The sequence below is a fragment of the Mycolicibacterium celeriflavum genome (assembly GCF_010731795.1).
GTDB lineage: Bacteria > Actinomycetota > Actinomycetes > Mycobacteriales > Mycobacteriaceae > Mycobacterium > Mycobacterium celeriflavum.
In genome coordinates, this window is sequence record NZ_AP022591.1 from 153,366 (window position 1) to 169,445 (window position 16,080).

Consider the following 16,080-nt stretch of genomic DNA (forward strand, 5'->3'; position numbering starts at 1 on the left):
GCCGGCGTGTCGTGTGCAAACACGCACGCTGGCGAGAAGGAAGAAGGGCTACACCAGCCAGGCGGCGGTATCCGGCGGTAGTCCGTCGTCGACCAACGGACCGCTGGCGAACAAGATCTCGCCCTCGGGCAGCGGGACCGAGCGGGTGCCCGCGTTGAGTACGCACACCAACCCGCCGCTGCGGTGGAACACCAGGCTGTCGGCAGGGGAGTCGAGCCATTCGACCGTCTGCCCGGCGAATTCGTCACGGCTACGCCGCAATTGGAAGGCTCGGCGAAAGAACGACAGCGTCGACTCCGGATCCTCGAGTTGCCGCGCCACCGTCAACCGCGCCCATTCCGGTGGAATAGGCAGCCATGTCTCGGGGTTGTCGGAGAACCCGAACGGGGGAGCCTCGCCCTCCCACGGCATCGGGATCCGGCTGCCGTCGCGCCCGCGCCGGGTGTGTCCGGACCGCTCCCACACGGGATCTCGCAGCGCTTCGTCGGGCAGGTCGACATTCGGCAACCCGAGTTCTTCGCCGTTGTAGACGAACACCGCCCCTGGCAGTGCGAGCATCACCAGCGCCATCGCTCGTGCGCGCGCCAGTCCGACCTGTCCACCGCCGTAACGTGTCGGGACGCGGTCGACGTCGTGATTGGCCAGTGTCCAGGTGGGAACGGCATCCACCAATTCTGCTGCCGTCAGCGAGTTTTCGATTGCATGCCGAATGTCGGTCGCGTCGAACGCCGCACGTAGCAGACGGAAGTTGAAACCGAGGTGCAATTCGTCGGGACGCACATAGCGGGCGAACTGTTCGTTGTCGTAAACCCAGACTTCGCCGATCGCAACGGCTTTCGGATAGTCGTCGAACACCCGACGGATCCGGCGGTGGATCTCATGCACGCCGTCATTGTTGAAGCGGGGGTCGTCGTCCGACTCGGACAGCAGCATCTCGCCCTTGAGCACCGCCATGTCCGGAAGCCCGGGCGGTTTGGCCATGCCGTGCGCGACGTCGATGCGGAATCCGTCGACGCCGCGGTCGAGCCAGAACCGCAAGGTCCGCTCGAGGTCGTCGAACACCTCCGGGTTCTCCCAGTTCAGGTCGGGCTGTGACGCGTCGAACAAATGCAGGTACCACTGGCCGGGGTGGCCGTCGGCTTCGACCACCCGTGTCCAGGCCGGCCCGCCGAAGATGGACAACCAGTTGTTCGGCGGGTGCTCGCCGTGCGGTCCGCCGCCGTCGCGGAAGATGTACCGCTCGCGCTGGTCGCTGCCGGGGCTCGCGGCGAGCGCCGCCTGAAACCACGGATGGGCAGAACTGGTGTGGTTGGGCACCAGGTCCATCGTCACCTTCATGCCCAGGCCGTGGGCTGCGGCAATGAGACGGTCCAGTGCCGCCATACCGCCGAACAGCGGGTCGACGGCGCGCGGGTCGGCCACGTCGTAGCCGTTGTCGGCCATCGGCGAGACCATCACCGGGTTGAGCCAGATCGCATCGACCCCGAGCGCGTCGAGGTAGTCCAGCCGGGCCGTCACACCGTCGAGATCGCCGACGCCGTCGCCGTTGCTGTCCTGAAACGACCGCGGGTAGACCTGGTAAAACAGCGCGTGCGACCACCAGGGCGTCATCAAAACGGGGAGTTCACCATCGAATCGGCGGCCATCTCCAAGTAGCTCAGCAGCTCTTTGCGATGCTCGTCGTCGAGCGTCTGAGAATCGATCTCGGCGATCGCGTTGTGCATGCAGCGCAGCCACGCGTCGCGTTCGAGATAGCCGATGCGGAACGGGGCGTGGCGCATCCGCAGCCGCGGGTGCCCACGCTGGTCGGAATACGTCCGTGGCCCGCCCCAGTACTGCTCCAGGAACATCCGCAGCCGCACCTCGGCGCCTTCCAGGTCCTCCTCGGGATACAGCGGACGCAGAATCTCGTCCTCGCGGACAAGCTCGTAGAACCGCCCCACGATCGCGCGGAACGTCTCGTGGCCACCGACTTCGTCGTAGAACGACTGCAGGGGCTGTGTCACGCCACCATTGTTCCCTGTCGCTGGATTGACCAGGTCAGCCCGGTCGGGTCACTCGGTGTTCACCGGACTGACCTGCGAACACGCCAAGAAATTTCGTGCGATTGTCCGAGATCCGTGGTGAACTGTCGGACGGAGGACGTATGGCGCATCGCAAGAAAGGCCCGTCCAGAAGGGCCGGCCAGCGGAGTCACGGTGCCGCGACCGCCCTAGCCGGGTCGGTGGTACCGGGCGCGCAGGCGCGCGTCCTGCGCAGCGTCGACATCCATCCGCCAAGTACCACCGAGGCCTCGATCTGGGGCCGCCGCCGTGTCCTGCTGTTGAACTCCACCTACGAACCGTTGACCGCTCTGCCCATGCGGCGGGCGGTCATCATGCTGATGTGCGGTAAAGCCGACGTGGTGCACGACGACCCCAGCGGCCCGGTGATCCACTCAGCGACCCGCTCGATTGTGGTGCCGTCGGTGATCCGGCTGCGGTCGTATGTGCGGGTGCCGTACCGCGCGCGCATCCCGATGACCCGCGCGGCGCTCATGCACCGTGACCGGTTTCGCTGCGCATACTGCGGCGGCAAGGCCGACACCGTCGACCATGTGGTGCCGCGCAGCCGTGGTGGAGCCCACTCCTGGGAGAACTGCGTGGCGGCCTGTTCGCTGTGCAACCACCGCAAAGCCGACCGGCTGCTCGCCGAGCTGGGATGGACGCTGCGCACGGTGCCGATTCCGCCGAAGGGACAGCACTGGCGGCTGCTGTCGAGCCTGAAGGAACTCGACCCGGTGTGGGTGCGATATCTGGGCGAAGGCGCGGCGTAATCGCGGCTGGTATACGGTTTGCGACGTGAGCACCGCACTGACACATGCGCTATTGATCCTGGTGCCGCTCGGGCTGACGGCCGTGCTTGCCGCACTGATCTGGCGCCACAAGGGCCCGCACCCGGCGACCTACAAGATGTCCGAGCCCTGGAAGCACGCGCCGATACTGTGGGCGTCCGACGAGCCGGCCGACCACGGGCACGCCACCGGGCGGAGCATTGAGGCCGACTCCGCGGCTCACGGCGGAAACGTCGGTGAACACGACACGCATGGGGTCACGATTGGAGGCGGCGCCAGTGGCAAGTGGTGATGTTGCGGTAACCGGCCATCGGGGCGCGGTCGAGCGTTCGGATCTCCCGCTGGGATGGGTTGTCACCTCCAGCGGCAGAATCTCCGGCGTCACCCAACCGGGGGCGCTGTCGGTCGACTACCCGTTCCCGGTCAAAGATCTGGTCGTTCTCGACGACGCGCTCAAGTACGGCTCGCGTGCGGCCAAGGCGCGCTTCGCTGTCTACATCGGTGACCTCGGGGCCGACACCGCGGCCGCCGCGCGCGCGATCCTGGCGCAGGTGCCCACGCCCGACAACGCTGTGCTGCTTGCGGTCTCGCCGGACCAGCACGCGATCGAGGTGGTCTACGGCGCCGACGTCAAGGGCCGCGGGATCGAGGAGTCCGCTCCGCTGGGTGTTTCCGCCGCTGCCGCGTCGTTCAAGGACGGCAACCTGATGGACGGGCTGATCAGCGCGGTGCGCGTGATGAGCGCCGGCGTCACCCCGCCATAGCGCACGCCCTCGTTTCCGCGAGGGTCCCCTCTCCCGCGCGAGAGTGCGTGTCTGCTGCGCGACACGCGGCCTCAGTGGAACGTTTTGCGCACGCTCGTGCGGGTGTCAGGGTGCGCTGACTGTCAACGCGGCGCGAATCTGGACATAGCGCTCGAGGAACCGGCGTTCGTCGAGGCGCTTGCGACGCAGCCAGCCGGTCACCTCGTCGTTGCACTTGCTGGTGTTGCAGGAGGCGCAGGCGGGCACGACGTTGTCGATCGTGTAGCGGCCACCCCTGCTGATCGGCATGACGCAGTCGCGCTGCAGCGGCCGGTCGGTCACGCCGCAGTACGCGCAGCCGTTCCACACGGCTTTGATGGCCCCCCACTGAGCTGCGGTCAGGTCATGGTCGACGGCGTCGAGGCGGCGCTTCCGTTTGCGGGCGGCCCTCGCGCGACGACTTCTGTTCACCGCCATGCCGTCAGCATGCAGCGCGAGCGTGCGCAAACTGCTGCTCCGGAGCGGCGTGTCGTGTGCAGACATGCACGCGGGCGCAAAAAGCAGCAAGTCAGGACGCGTCGAAGGTGCGGGCGCGCAGCGCTCGCTCGATCCCGGCGCGGCCCTCGATGACCAGCCGACGCAGCGGAGGCGGCACATCGGGGTCTGCGAGGAACTTGTCGGCGGCGGCCAAGCCGGCCTCGCTGACGTCCCACGACGGATACAACCCGATGACGACGGTCTGGGCGACCTCACTGGACCGCCGTTGCCACACCCCGGAGATGGCCCCGAAGTACTTGTCGCTGAACGGTTTCAGCATTTCCTGCTGGCCCGGGCGCACGAAGCCGCCGATGATCGAACGCGCGGTGATGTTCGGCAGCGTGTCGTCCTCGATCACCTGCTGCCACGCCGCCTCTTTCACGGGTGCCTGGGGCCGGGCCGCCGATGCCGCGGCGGCGTGGCGCTGGCCCGCGGCCGTCGGGTCCCGTTTCGCCTCGGCGTCGATGAACGGCGTCTCCTGACTCTCGGCGTCGACGGCGCCGGCCGCCGCCAGCGCGGTGACGATGCGCCACCGCAGATCGGTGTCGACGACCAGCCCCGGCAGACCCTTGACCGCGGGGTCCACCTCCAGCAGTTCGGTCAGCACCTCGATGTGACGCCCGCTGAGCACCGAACCGCACAACGCGTTGACGTAGGCCAGTTGGTGATCCGAGCCGGGTTCGGCCTCGCGCCCCGATTCCAGGAGCCGGTCGGCGAATTCGGGCCAGCCCTGCTCGTCGGCCCACTGCGGATCGGCGTACGCGCTCAGCGCGGTCTGCGCCTGCAGCAGCAGGCGTTGCAATACCCCGACTTCGGTTTCGGCGTGAACGCCGCCGCACACCAGCGACACGAAGTCGCGGGCCTTCAACTCCGCCTCGCGCGTCATCTCCCAGGCCGCCGACCACGCCAGCGTGCGGGGGAGCGGGTCGGCGATGTCGGCGATTCGGGTCAGCACGGTCTGCAGCGAGTCCTGGTCCAGCCGCAGCGAGCAGTACGTCAGATCGTCGTCGTTGACCAGGATCAGCTTGCCGCGCCGAACACCTTGCAGCGCAGGAACATCGGTGCTCGAACCTTCGACATCGAGTTCCTCTCGGTGCACACGCGTCAGCTTGCCGGAACCGTCGTCGTCGTACACTCCGACCGCCAACCGGTGCACCCTGGTCTCCCCGGCGCCGGGCGCGGCGCCGCTCTGGGTGATCGCGAAGCGGGTGAACCGCCCGTCGGCATCGAGATCGAAGTCGGGCCGCAGCGTGTTGAGACCGGTCGTCTTGAGCCACTGCCTGCCCCAGCCCGACAGGTCGCGCCCCGACGCCTTCTCCAGCGCGCCGAGCAGATCACCGAACGTGGCGTTGGCGAAGGCGTGGTCGCGGAAGTAGTCGCGCAGTCCCGACAGGAACTCCTCGAGCCCGACATACGCGACCAGTTGCTTGAGCACCGAAGCGCCCTTGGCGTAGGTGATTCCGTCGAAGTTCACTTCGACGGCGGCCAGGTCCGGGATGTCGGCGGCCACCGGATGTGTCGAGGGCAGTTGGTCCTGCCGATATGCCCACGACTTCTCCACGTTGGCGAACGTCGTCCACGCTTGGGTGTACTCGGTGGCTTCGGCCTGGCACAGCACCGAGGCGAACGTCGCGAAAGACTCGTTGAGCCACAGGTCATCCCACCAAGCCATGGTGACCAGGTCGCCGAACCACATGTGTGCCATCTCGTGCAGCACGGTTTCGGCGCGGCGCTCGTAGGAGGCGCGCGTGACCTTGCTGCGGAACACGTAGTCCTCGAGGAACGTCACCGCGCCGGCGTTCTCCATCGCTCCGGCGTTGAACTCCGGAACGAACAACTGGTCGTACTTGCCGAACGCGTAGGGGACACCGAAGTTGCTGTGGTAGAAGCCGAATCCCTGTTTGGTCTCGGCGAACAACCGGTCGGCGTCCATGTGCTCGGCCAGTGACCTACGGCAGAACAGCCCCAGCGGGATGTCGCCGTGATCGTCGCTGTAGACGTCGTCCCAGCGCGCGTACGGACCGGCGATCAGCGCCACCAGATAGGTACTCATCCTGGGGGTGGCGGCGAACGTGTGCCGGCGGGCCGGTCCGTCGTCGGCCACGTCGACGGTGGCGCCGTTGGACACCACCTCCCAGTGCGACGGCGCAGTCACCGTGACGTCGAAGGCCGCCTTGAGGTCCGGCTGGTCGAAGCACGCGAACATCCGCTTGGCGTCGGCGGTTTCGAACTGCGAGTACAGGTACACCTCGCCGTCGACGGGGTCGACGAACCGGTGCAGGCCCTCACCGGTGTTGGAGTAGCGGCAGTCGGCCTCGACGACCACGACGTTGTGCCCGGAAAGGCCCGTCAGTGGGATACCGGTGGATTCGTCGTAGCCGGAGACGTCGATGTCGCGCCCGTTGAGCGTGGCGCTGTGAATGGTTTCGGCCGCGATGTCGATGTAGGTGTCGGCGCCGGCGAGCGCGTCGAACTCGACGGTCGTCGTCGACCGGAACGTGCGATCGCCGGGCTTGCCGCTGCCGTCGGTGACGTCGAGAACGATGCGGTAGCTGTCGACGGTGACGAGGGCGGCGCGTTCAACGGCTTGGTCGCGGGTCAGGTTGGGAAGTACCACGCGACCAACTTATCGCCCGGCGGGGTTAGAAGCCCGGTATGGCCCGCGTGGCCGGTAGCCAGTCCAGCACCGTGCCGTTTCCGATCGACGAGATTGCCTGCGGGCAGTACATCGAGATCGCGATTCCGGTGAAGAAGGCGGTTATCTCGGGCGGGACGCCGTTGTCGGCCACCTGGGAATACACCCGTGCGACGTTCTTGCCCGGTTCGACGAGCATCGGGCACACCGACCTGCCGAGCGCCACGGTGTCCGTCGGGTTGTCGACGGCCACCCCCGCGCCTCTCAGTGCGGCGAGGAACGAGTCGTCGATTGGTTCGGCCTGGGCCGGCGCGGCGACCGTCGTTGCGACCGCCGCCAGACCGACCGCAACCGCCATAGCGCGTGCGTGAAGATCAAAGTGTTTGTTCACTTCGGTAACGATTCTTCACATTTGTCACAGGGGCAACACGGTTCGGTCACTGTTCGCACACTTAGGCGTTTCTTATTCGCGTCCGCTGCCGCGCATCGACTATCGGAGCGCCCCGCAAACGGGGGCCCACCTGGAGCGTTGGCCGCCGTTCGGGTGCCGCTCCTATGGCTTGCGGATCGGATCGGCGGTGCCGGCCGTGAGGAGGTTCGGCAGGCTCCGGTTGATATAGAAGTCCCAGCCTCGCGAGCAGGCCTCGTAGCACTCGACGGTTGGCCGCAGACCCTCGTGAGTGAACCGCAGACTTGTTCCGCCGGGGGTGGTGGTGATGTCGAAGATCACCTGCGTGCCGGTCCATTCGGTGTGGTCCTCGACGAAATCGAGCCGGCTGTCCACGACCTGCCACACGATCCGTTGCGGCGGTGTCACTTCGGTGAGGCGAAACCGGCACCAGAGGTCGGTGAAGTCGGTGAAGGTGAATTCGCCGCCGACGGAGGCGGTTTCGCCTTCGATGCCCTCGCTCCACCATTTGTCGACGTTCGTGACACCCTCGAAGACCTCCTCGGGGGTGTTCGGCACGACGATGTCGATCGTCAAACTGTTGTCACTCATTTTCCTGCTTCCCTTCTCTTCGGTGGTTTTGCCCTACCGACGAAGGAGGACGGCCGAGATGGACATCGGCCGGAAAAAAACTCGTCAGAGGTTGTGAATGCGATCGGATAAGTAGCGGCGCTCGGCCTCGGTCGGCGCGAGCTTGCGGGCTTCCTCGTAGGCCGCCCTGGCCTCTGCGGTGCGACCTAGTCGGCGCAGCAGGTCGGCCCGGGTGGCGGGCAGCAGGTGGTATCCGTCGAGCCGGCCGGACGCCGCGATGTCGTCAACGAGCGCCAAGCCAGCTCCGATGCCGTCGGCCATCGCGACCGCGACGGCCCGGTTGAGGTCCACGATCGGAGACGGCGCGAGCCGGGCCAGCTCGGTGTACAGCGCGGCGATCTGCCGCCAGTCCGTGCTCGCCACGTCGGGCACGCTCGTGTGGCAGGCGGCGATCGCGGCCTGCAGTTGGTACGGCCCGGCACGTCGCATTAGCAGCGCCTGATCCAGCGTCTCAGTGCCCTCGACAATCAGCGCCCGGTCCCAGCGGGACCGGTCCTGGTGTTCCAGCGTGACCAGCACCCCGTCGTGCGTCCGCGTCGCCCGCCGGGCTTCGTGCAACAACATCAGCGCCAGCAGTCCGCGCGGCTCGTGCTCCTGCGGCATCAGCCCGACCAGCACGCGGGTCAGCCGGATGGACTCGGCGCTCAGCGCCCGGCCCACACCCTGCTCGTCGTAACCCGCGTTGAAGATCAGGTACAGCACCGCGAGCACGGCGGCGAGTCGCTGCGGCAGCAATTCGGCCGGCGGCACCCGGTACGGGATTCCGGCCTCTTTGATCTTGCGCTTGGCGCGGGTCAGGCGTTTGGCCATCGCCGGTTCGGCGGTCAGGAATGCGCGGGCGATCTCGGCGGTGCTCAGACCGGCCAGCGTGCGCAGCGTGAGCGCGACCCGGGCTTCGAACGGCAGCGCCGGGTGGCAGCACGTGAAGATCAGCCGTAGGCGCTCATCGGGGATCTCGTCGGGGGGCGGCGCCTCTGGTTCCTGGGTCACGACCAACTGGCGGAGCTTGGCGGCGCCCGCGGCATCGCGGCGTAAGCGGTCGGTGGCCCGATTGCGGGCCGTCGTCGTGAGCCAGGCGCCCGGCCGCTGCGGCACGCCGTCGCGGGGCCAGGTTGTCAGCGCGGTGGCGAACGCGTCCTGCGCGCAGTCCTCGGCGAGGTCCCAATCCCCGGTGAGCCCGATCAGGGTCGCGACCACCTGGCCCCACTCGTCGCGGTACGCGGTGTCGACGGCTGTTCGGATGTCGTCGGGTGCGGTCATCCCCATTCCCAGACGGGGCGGATCTCGATGCAGCCCCGGCGCGCGTAGACGTGGCCGGCCGCGATTTCGATCGCCTCGTCCAGGTTCGCGCACTCCAGGATCACGACGCCGCCGACGAAGTCCTTGGTCTCGGCGAACGGGCCGTCCGACACCAGGGTCTCGCCATCGCGCACCCGGACAGTGGTCGCCGTCTCCACCGGCCGCAGTCGCTCACCGGCCAGTTCGGCGCCCCGCCGCTTCAGGTCCGCCTCCCAGGCGTGATGCGCAGGGTCTGCGGCCAACTCCTCGTTGGTCGGTGCGTCGGTCTCGTCGTCGCAGATCAGCAGCACATACTTCATGCGCCGATTCTGCCCCGACCCCACAGGAATGACGGCCGAAAGCCGCCCGTCGCCGCAGCGTCGTTACGGCCGGCGCACAGGCGGGAACACCGACCGGGTGCCCGCAGTTGTCACAACTGACGTCTGAAACCCATGCGCTCGAGAGGACTCCCATGCCCGAGAAGTCAGTCGCCGATTTCTGGTTCGACCCGCTGTGCCCGTGGTGCTGGATCACGTCGCGCTGGATCCTCGAGGTCGAGAAGGTCCGCGACATCGAGGTCAACTTCCGGGTGATGAGCCTCGCGGTGCTCAACGAGGGTCGTGATCTGCCGGAGCAGTACCAGGAGGCGATGAAGAAGGCGTGGGGGCCGGTGCGCGTGGCCATCGCGGCCGAACAGGCCAAGGGTCGCGAAGTCCTCGGACCGCTGTACACCGCGATGGGAACCCGGATCCACAACCGCGGATATGGCGAATCCGACCCCGACTTCAGTCGCGTCATCACGGAGTCGCTGGCCGAGGTCGGGTTGCCCGCCGAACTCGCCGATGCCGCCGCGACCGACAAGTACGACGAGGCGCTGCGCAAAAGCCACCACGAGGGCATGGATGCCGTCGGCGACGATGTCGGGACGCCGACCATCCACGTCAACGGCGTGGCGTTCTTCGGACCGGTGCTGTCGAAGGTCCCGCGCGGCGAGGAGGCCGGCAAGCTGTGGGACGCCTCGGTGACGTTCGCGTCGTACCCGCACTTCTGGGAACTGAAGCGCACCCGCACCGAGCCGCCGCAGTTCGACTGATCGCGCGCGGCGGCGGCAGCGGTTGCGTCTGCCACAATGGCCGCCATGCGCGTCTACCTGGGAGCCGACCACGCCGGCTTCGACCTCAAGCAGGCCATCATCGAGCACCTGCGCGGCACCGGCCATGAAGCGATCGACTGCGGAGCCTTCGTCAATGACCCCGACGACGACTATCCGGCGTTCTGCATCGCCGCGGCCGAGAGAACGGTGGCCGACCCGGGCAGCCTCGGCATCGTGCTCGGCGGTTCGGGCAACGGCGAGCAGATCGCGGCCAACAAGGTGCCCGGTGCGCGGTGTGCGTTGGCGTGGAGCGTCGAGACGGCGCAACTGGCTCGCGAACACAACAACGCCCAGCTGATCGGCATCGGCGGGCGGATGCACACGGTGGATGAGGCGTTGGCCATCGTCGACGCCTTCCTGAGCGCCGTGTGGTCGGAAGCCCAACGGCACCAACGCCGTATCGACATGCTCGCCGAGTACGAGCGCACCCATGTAGCGCCTCCCGTGCCCGGCGCTTAGGGATGCCCGAGGGCCACACGCTGCACCGGTTGGCCCGGTTGCACCAGCGCCGCTTCGGTCGCGCGCCGGTGATGGTGTCCAGTCCGCAGGGCAGGTTCGTCGACGGCGCCGCAGCGGTCAACGGCCGAGCGCTCAGGAAGGCCACCGCGTGGGGTAAGCATCTGTTCCACCACTACGAAGGCGGCCGGGTGGTGCATGTCCACCTCGGTCTGTACGGCACGTTCACCGAGGTGCCGCTCCCGATGCCGCTGCCGGTCGGGCAGGTGCGGATGCGGATGATCGGCGCCGAATACGGGACGGATCTGCGCGGGCCGACGGTGTGCGAGGTGCTGGCCGAACCGGAGACTGCCGACGTGATTGCTCGGCTAGGCCCCGATCCGCTGCGTCGCGATGCCGACCCGTCACTGGCGTGGGCGCGAATCCGTAAGTCGCGCAGGCCGATCGGAGCGCTCCTGATGGACCAGTCCGTGATCGCCGGAGTCGGCAACGTGTACCGCAACGAGCTGCTCTACCGGCACGGCGTCGACCCGCACCGGCCAGGCGTGCGCATCGAGGAGGAAGAGTTCGAAGCGATGTGGGACGACCTCGTCGCGCTGATGCGAATCGGACTGCGGCGCGGCAAGATTCACACCATCCGCAGCGAGGATGACCACGGGCTGCCGCCGTACGCTCCCGGCCGACCGCGCACCTATGTGTACCGGCGCGCCGGTGAGCCGTGCCGGGTTTGTGGCACCGAGATCCGCACCGAGGTGATGGAGGGCCGCAACCTGTTCTGGTGTCCGACCGACCAAAGTTAGGCGTCGGCTCTCAGAAGCCGCCGAAATCCCCGAAGCCCCCGCCGATGTCGCCGCCGCCCCAGTCGCCGCCGTGATCACCGCCGGGGTCCTGGCCCTGATCGAACCCTTGGTCGTAGCCCTGAGCGAAACCCTGCTCGTAGCCGGTTCCGTGCATGCCCGAGAACAGCGCGTCGAACAGCAGCACCGAGCCCAGTCCCCAGGCGCCGGCGACCAGCGCGGGCTTCCACCACGGCTCGGAGTACCAACCTGCCGGTACGGGACGACCGGCGACGCGGCCGCCGGGGTAGTAGTTGGGGGTGCGTTCGGACGGTGACGGCGACGCTTCGATCTGGCGACCCTCGAAGTCGACCTTGCGATCTTCGGTCACGGTGCCGGCGGACCGCTGTCCGGCCAGCGTCTCCAGCTCCGGTCCGGGGTCCATGCCCATCGCAATGCGTGCGGCGCGCACGTAGTAGAGGCCTTCGAGAGCGCTCTCTTTTGCGAGCAGCGCCTGCTTGGCGGTATTGGCCTGCTCGATCTGCGAACCGGCGGCGGTGTAGCGCTCGGACGCGTCGGCGAGGGCCTGTTTGGACGCGTCGTCAGTGCCGGTGAGGTTGATGACCTGACCGCCGAGGCGTTCGATGACGCGACGGGCGTCGGCCTTCGCATCATCGAGCGTGGCGGTCTTGCGCCGGTCCGAGGCCTTCATCGCCGCGTAGGCAACGACGCCGAGAGCGGCGATGACCAAAACGACGAGGACCAGCAGAACGCTGTTCATGGCGTCAAGCGTACCGAGCACACCGGCCGAAAAACGGCTGCCGACCTCGACCGGGATTACGCCCACAGCGGAGCGCACGGTACCCGGATGGTCCGCGAGATCGACGTGAACGTGGTCGCTACTCGCTTTTCTTCGCGCCAGCGTCGATCTCGAGTGAGCAAACCGCGCGTTTGGAAGCCGTAGCCGCGGTTACTGTCGAGTAGGGCCATCTTCTAGGAGGTCTGCGATGACCGTTACAAAGGAAGTCAGCGAGCGACAGGCCAGGGAGTTCGCCGAACAGGCGCGGGAGGCGCAGTGGCGCCAGCCCAGTTTCGGTAAGGAATTGTTCCTCGGCAGATTGCGGTTGGATCTCGTCCATCCCCATCCCAGCGGCTCCGCGGAATCCACGGAACAGGGTGAGGCGTTCCTGGCCAGGCTGCGGGAGTTCTGCGAGTCGCAGATCGACGCCGCGGTGATCGAGCGCGACGCGCAGATCCCGGACAAAGTGGTCGCCGGCCTGAAGGAACTCGGGGCGTTCGGCATGAAGATCAGCACCGAGTACGGCGGCCTAGGCCTGTCCCAGGTGTACTACAACAAGGCGCTCATGCTGGTGGGCTCCGTGCATCCGTCGCTGGGTGCCCTGCTGTCTGCCCACCAGTCGATCGGGGTCCCGCAGCCGATCTCGATGTTCGGGACCGACGAGCAGAAGCGAACCTGGCTACCGCGGTGCACCGAGGAGATAAGCGCGTTCCTGCTCACCGAACCGGACGTCGGCAGCGACCCGGCCCGGCTCCATGCCACCGCCACCCCGGAGGGCGACGACTACATACTGAACGGGACCAAGCTGTGGACCACCAACGGCGTCGTCGCCGACCTGCTCGTGGTGATGGCTCAAGTACCCAAGAGTGAGGGCCACCGCGGTGGGATCAGCGCGTTCGTCATGGAGGCGGACACACCCGGCATCGTCGTGGAGAACCGCAACGCTTTCATGGGGTTACGCGGCATCGAGAACGGCCTCACCCGGCTGACCGACGTGCGGGTGCCCGCGGCAAACCGGATCGCCCGCGAAGGCGAAGGGCTGAAGGTCGCGCTTTCTACGCTCAACGTGGGGCGGCTGTCGTTACCGGCCATTTGTGCCGGGTCTGCGAAGTGGTGTCTGAAGATCGCGAAAGAGTGGTCTCGGGAGCGGGTGCAGTGGGGCAGGCCGGTCGGCGAGCACGAAGCAGTGGCCGGCAAGGTCGCGTTCATCGCGGCCACCGCTTACGGCCTGGAGGCAATGCTCGAACTGGCCAGTGAATTGGCCGACGCCAAGCAGAACGACATTCGGATCGAGGCCGCGCTGGCCAAGCTCTACGGCTCAGAGATGGCTTGGCAGATCGCGGACGAGCTGGTGCAGATTCGCGGCGGGCGCGGCTTCGAGACCGCCGAGTCGTTGGCCGCCCGCGGCGAGCGCGGAGTGCCCGCCGAGCAGATGCTGCGGGACATGCGCATCAACCGGATCTTCGAAGGCTCCACCGAGGTCATGCACCTGCTGATCGCCCGCGAGGCGGTGGATGCGCACCTGTCGGTGGCCGGCGACGTGATCGACCCTGAGGCCGATCTGTCGCGCAAAGCGCGAGCCGCGGCCAACGCCGGCAAGTTCTACGCCCGGTGGCTGCCGACCTTGGTCACCGGCAAGGGCCAGGTGCCCACGTCGTTCGGTGAATTCGGGCCGCTGGCGACCCATCTGCGTTACGTCGAGCGGGCAAGCCGCCGGCTGGCGCGCAGCATCTTCTACGGAATGTCGCGGTGGCAGGGCAAGCTGGAGCACAAGCAGCGGTTCCTGGCCCGGATCGTGGATATCGGCGCGGAGCTGTTCGCGATGACCGCCGTATGTGTGCGGGCACAACGTGACCCGGAGGGCGGCAGCGCGGTCGAGCTCGCCGGCGCGTTCTGCGAACAGGCGCGGGTGCGGACCGAGCAGCTGTTCGACCAGCTCTGGCACAACTGCGACGACTCCGACCGGGCACTTGCTCGCGGCGTGCTCGACGACCGTTTCACGTGGCTCGAGGAGGGGATTTTGGACCCGTCGATCGACGGGCCGTGGATCGCTCAGGAAGGCGGCGCCGAGAAGCCTGACGTGCACCGCGTCATACGGTGACCCGGCTTTGGAGCGGGCGACGGGAATCGAACCCGCGTAGCTAGTTTGGAAGACTAGGGCTCTACCATTGAGCTACGCCCGCGTGTGCAGCAAGAGCAGATCGTACCGGCGGCACCCGAATCAAATCCAATTGAAGGCTTCGCGTGTCCAGCCCGTAGTATCTCGCGTGGTCGTTCCGTGTTTTCGGGAAGGCCGCAAGACGACGGGGTGTAGCGCAGCTTGGTAGCGCATCCGCTTTGGGAGCGGAAGGCCGCAGGTTCAAATCCTGTCACCCCGACTGCGACACCGAACCAGCGCCAGACCAACAAGGAGCAGATCGTGAAGAGCACCGTCGAGAAGTTGAGCCCCACCCGGGTTCGCATCAACGTGGAGGTGCCCTTCACAGAGCTCGAGCCCGACTTCGACCGCGCGTTCGCACAGTTGGCCAAACAGGTCCGGCTGCCCGGTTTCCGTCCCGGCAAGGCGCCCCGCAAACTGCTCGAGGCCCGCGTCGGCCGCGAGGCGATGCTCGACCAGGTCGTCAGCGACGCCCTACCCGGCCGCTACAGCGAAGCGGTGACCACCTCCGAGGTGCAGCCGCTCGGGCAACCCGAGATCGAGATCACCAAGAAGGAGTACGGCGAGGACCTGACGTTCACCGCCGAGGTCGACATCCGGCCGGAGATCGAGATCCCCGAGCTGTCCGAGCTGAAGGTCACCGTCGACCCCATCGAGGTGAGCGACGACGAGGTCGATGCCGAACTGCAGACGCTGCGCGCCCGCTTCGGCACGCTCACGGGAGTGGATCGTGCCGCCGAGACCGGCGACTTCGTCTCCATCGACCTGTCCGCCACGGTCGACGGCAAGGAGCTGCCCGACGCCACCACCGAAGGTCTATCCCATGAGGTCGGCTCGGGCCAGTTGGTGGAGGGCCTCGACGAAGCGATCGTCGGCCTCAAGGAGGGCGAGACCCGCGTCTTCACCACCACGCTGGCCGCGGGTGAAAACGCCGGCGAGGAAGCGCAGGTAACCCTCACCGTCAAGTCGGTCAAGGAGCGTGAGCTGCCCGAGCCCGACGACGAGTTCGCGCAACTGGCAAGCGAATTCGACACCATGGAGGAGCTGAAGAACTCGCTCACCGAGCAGGTGCGTGGGACCAAGCGCGCGCACCAGGCCGAGCAGATCCGCGACAAGGTGCTCGAGACATTGCTCGAGCAGGTCGACGTGCCGCTGCCGGAGAACGTGGTGCAGGCGCAGATCGACGACACGCTGCACAACGCGATCCACAGCCTCGATCACGACGAGGCCCGCTTCGGCGAGCTGCTGGAGTCCCAGGGCAGCAGCCGTGAGCAGTTCGACGCCGACACCCGCAGCAACGCGGAGAAGGCCGTCAAGACCCAGCTGCTGGTCGACGCGATCGCCGACAAGCTCGACGTCCAGGTCACCCAGAACGACATCACCGAGCGCCTGATGCTGATGTCGCAGCAGTACGGCCTGCAGCCGCAGCAGCTGGTACAGGCACTGCAGCAGAACAACCAGATGACGGCCCTGTTCGCCGACGTGCGCCGTGGGCTGACGCTCGCCGCCATCGTCGAGGCCGCGACCGTCACCGACTCCGACGGCACCGCGATCGACACCTCGGAGTTCTTCGGGCGCGCGCAGACCGAGGACGAGGCCGAACAGGCTTCGGGGACCGCCGAAGAGACGACCGAAGCCGCAGCCGACGAGGAATCGGCCGACACGAAGTGACG

At 67.3% G+C, this 16,080-nt stretch carries 17 protein-coding genes and 2 tRNA genes; 9 read left to right on the top strand and 10 right to left on the bottom strand.

Annotation, left to right across the window (positions count from 1 at the left end):
- Positions 1–48: 48 nt before the first annotated feature.
- Together G6N18_RS00685 and G6N18_RS00690 are read right to left on the bottom strand one after the other, a co-directional pair.
- Positions 49–1,611 carry a glycoside hydrolase family 13 protein gene (locus G6N18_RS00685; RefSeq protein WP_083001350.1) on the bottom strand — a complete coding sequence of 521 codons (1,563 nt, stop codon included), beginning with the start codon at positions 1,609–1,611 and terminating at the stop codon, positions 49–51.
- Complete coding sequence (locus tag G6N18_RS00690) at positions 1,611–2,006, bottom strand: globin (protein WP_083001348.1); 396 nt, start codon at positions 2,004–2,006, stop codon at positions 1,611–1,613. The genes G6N18_RS00685 and G6N18_RS00690 overlap by 1 nt, the downstream gene beginning before the upstream one ends.
- Positions 2,007–2,146: 140 nt before the next feature.
- On the opposite strand from G6N18_RS00690, the gene G6N18_RS00695 reads away from it, so the two are divergent.
- From G6N18_RS00695 to G6N18_RS00705, 3 genes are read left to right on the top strand one after another with little or no spacing between them, the layout of a single operon-like run.
- Positions 2,147–2,815 (top strand): HNH endonuclease, encoded by a 669-nt coding sequence (locus tag G6N18_RS00695; protein ID WP_067226533.1) that lies wholly within the window; start codon positions 2,147–2,149, stop codon positions 2,813–2,815.
- Positions 2,816–2,840: 25 nt separating this feature from the next.
- Complete coding sequence (gene ctaJ, locus G6N18_RS00700; RefSeq protein WP_109749418.1) at positions 2,841–3,125, top strand: aa3-type cytochrome oxidase subunit CtaJ; 285 nt, start codon at positions 2,841–2,843, stop codon at positions 3,123–3,125.
- Positions 3,112–3,597 carry a DUF5130 domain-containing protein gene (locus tag G6N18_RS00705; RefSeq protein WP_067226529.1) on the top strand — a complete coding sequence of 162 codons (486 nt, stop codon included), beginning with the start codon at positions 3,112–3,114 and terminating at the stop codon, positions 3,595–3,597. The genes ctaJ and G6N18_RS00705 overlap by 14 nt, the downstream gene beginning before the upstream one ends.
- Before the next feature lie 105 nt (positions 3,598–3,702).
- On the opposite strand, the gene G6N18_RS00710 is transcribed toward G6N18_RS00705, so the two are convergent.
- The 6 genes from G6N18_RS00710 to G6N18_RS00735 form a co-directional block, all read right to left on the bottom strand.
- Positions 3,703–4,053: an HNH endonuclease gene (locus tag G6N18_RS00710; protein ID WP_109749421.1), complete on the bottom strand. Its 351-nt coding sequence runs from the start codon at positions 4,051–4,053 to the stop codon at positions 3,703–3,705.
- A 91-nt stretch (positions 4,054–4,144) separates the two neighbouring features.
- Complete coding sequence (pepN, locus tag G6N18_RS00715) at positions 4,145–6,730, bottom strand: aminopeptidase N (protein ID WP_083001346.1); 2,586 nt, start codon at positions 6,728–6,730, stop codon at positions 4,145–4,147.
- Between the two features lie 25 nt (positions 6,731–6,755).
- Positions 6,756–7,106, bottom strand: coding sequence for a DUF732 domain-containing protein (locus tag G6N18_RS00720; RefSeq protein WP_083001345.1), 351 nt, complete (start codon positions 7,104–7,106; stop codon positions 6,756–6,758).
- A 195-nt stretch (positions 7,107–7,301) separates the two neighbouring features.
- Entirely contained in the window at positions 7,302–7,748 is a 447-nt protein-coding gene (locus tag G6N18_RS00725; protein WP_083001343.1) for an SRPBCC family protein, read from the bottom strand.
- A gap of 84 nt (positions 7,749–7,832) precedes the next feature.
- A complete protein-coding gene (locus G6N18_RS00730) occupies positions 7,833–9,047 on the bottom strand; it encodes an RNA polymerase sigma factor (RefSeq protein ID WP_083001341.1) in 1,215 nt (404 codons plus the stop codon).
- A complete protein-coding gene (locus G6N18_RS00735; protein ID WP_083001339.1) occupies positions 9,044–9,385 on the bottom strand; it encodes a YciI family protein in 342 nt (113 codons plus the stop codon). The genes G6N18_RS00730 and G6N18_RS00735 overlap by 4 nt, the downstream gene beginning before the upstream one ends.
- A 152-nt stretch (positions 9,386–9,537) precedes the next feature.
- On the opposite strand from G6N18_RS00735, the gene G6N18_RS00740 reads away from it, so the two are divergent.
- From G6N18_RS00740 to G6N18_RS00750, 3 genes are read left to right on the top strand one after another with little or no spacing between them, the layout of a single operon-like run.
- The gene (locus G6N18_RS00740; protein ID WP_083001337.1) at positions 9,538–10,158 is read left to right on the top strand and encodes a mycothiol-dependent nitroreductase Rv2466c family protein; all 621 of its coding nucleotides are present in this window, start codon (positions 9,538–9,540) and stop codon (positions 10,156–10,158) included.
- 45 nt (positions 10,159–10,203) lie between these two features.
- Positions 10,204–10,677, top strand: coding sequence for a ribose-5-phosphate isomerase (locus G6N18_RS00745; RefSeq protein ID WP_083001409.1), 474 nt, complete (start codon positions 10,204–10,206; stop codon positions 10,675–10,677).
- 2 nt (positions 10,678–10,679) lie between these two features.
- Positions 10,680–11,474: an Fpg/Nei family DNA glycosylase gene (locus G6N18_RS00750; protein ID WP_083001335.1), complete on the top strand. Its 795-nt coding sequence runs from the start codon at positions 10,680–10,682 to the stop codon at positions 11,472–11,474.
- A 10-nt stretch (positions 11,475–11,484) separates the two neighbouring features.
- Here the strand turns inward: G6N18_RS00750 and G6N18_RS00755 are convergent, their stop codons facing one another.
- Entirely contained in the window at positions 11,485–12,231 is a 747-nt protein-coding gene (locus G6N18_RS00755; RefSeq protein WP_067226571.1) for a hypothetical protein, read from the bottom strand.
- Between the two features lie 226 nt (positions 12,232–12,457).
- Between G6N18_RS00755 and G6N18_RS00760 the strand changes: the two genes are divergently transcribed.
- Positions 12,458–14,350, top strand: a complete 1,893-nt coding sequence (locus G6N18_RS00760) for an acyl-CoA dehydrogenase family protein (protein WP_083001333.1) — start codon at positions 12,458–12,460, stop codon at positions 14,348–14,350.
- An 8-nt stretch (positions 14,351–14,358) separates the two neighbouring features.
- Here the strand turns inward: G6N18_RS00760 and G6N18_RS00765 are convergent.
- Positions 14,359–14,432 (bottom strand) — tRNA-Gly (locus tag G6N18_RS00765).
- Positions 14,433–14,553: 121 nt separating this feature from the next.
- On the opposite strand from G6N18_RS00765, the gene G6N18_RS00770 reads away from it, so the two are divergent.
- Together G6N18_RS00770 and tig are read left to right on the top strand one after the other, a co-directional pair.
- Positions 14,554–14,627: transfer RNA gene (locus G6N18_RS00770), tRNA-Pro, on the top strand.
- A gap of 41 nt (positions 14,628–14,668) precedes the next feature.
- Positions 14,669–16,078 (top strand): trigger factor, encoded by a 1,410-nt coding sequence (gene tig, locus G6N18_RS00775; RefSeq protein WP_083001332.1) that lies wholly within the window; start codon positions 14,669–14,671, stop codon positions 16,076–16,078.
- Positions 16,079–16,080 lie beyond the last annotated feature (2 nt).

Coding starts and splice junctions, on each gene's coding strand:
- G6N18_RS00735 (WP_083001339.1), bottom strand. CDS start 9,385: ATGAAGTATGTGCTGCTGATCTGCGACGACGAGACCGACGCACCGACC.
- G6N18_RS00730 (WP_083001341.1), bottom strand. CDS start 9,047: ATGACCGCACCCGACGACATCCGAACAGCCGTCGACACCGCGTACCGC.
- G6N18_RS00740 (WP_083001337.1), top strand. CDS start 9,538: ATGCCCGAGAAGTCAGTCGCCGATTTCTGGTTCGACCCGCTGTGCCCG.
- G6N18_RS00760 (WP_083001333.1), top strand. CDS start 12,458: ATGACCGTTACAAAGGAAGTCAGCGAGCGACAGGCCAGGGAGTTCGCC.
- G6N18_RS00750 (WP_083001335.1), top strand. CDS start 10,680: ATGCCCGAGGGCCACACGCTGCACCGGTTGGCCCGGTTGCACCAGCGC.
- G6N18_RS00720 (WP_083001345.1), bottom strand. CDS start 7,106: ATGGCGGTTGCGGTCGGTCTGGCGGCGGTCGCAACGACGGTCGCCGCG.
- G6N18_RS00745 (WP_083001409.1), top strand. CDS start 10,204: ATGCGCGTCTACCTGGGAGCCGACCACGCCGGCTTCGACCTCAAGCAG.
- G6N18_RS00725 (WP_083001343.1), bottom strand. CDS start 7,748: ATGAGTGACAACAGTTTGACGATCGACATCGTCGTGCCGAACACCCCC.
- G6N18_RS00685 (WP_083001350.1), bottom strand. CDS start 1,611: ATGACGCCCTGGTGGTCGCACGCGCTGTTTTACCAGGTCTACCCGCGG.
- G6N18_RS00710 (WP_109749421.1), bottom strand. CDS start 4,053: ATGGCGGTGAACAGAAGTCGTCGCGCGAGGGCCGCCCGCAAACGGAAG.
- G6N18_RS00755 (WP_067226571.1), bottom strand. CDS start 12,231: ATGAACAGCGTTCTGCTGGTCCTCGTCGTTTTGGTCATCGCCGCTCTC.
- G6N18_RS00695 (WP_067226533.1), top strand. CDS start 2,147: ATGGCGCATCGCAAGAAAGGCCCGTCCAGAAGGGCCGGCCAGCGGAGT.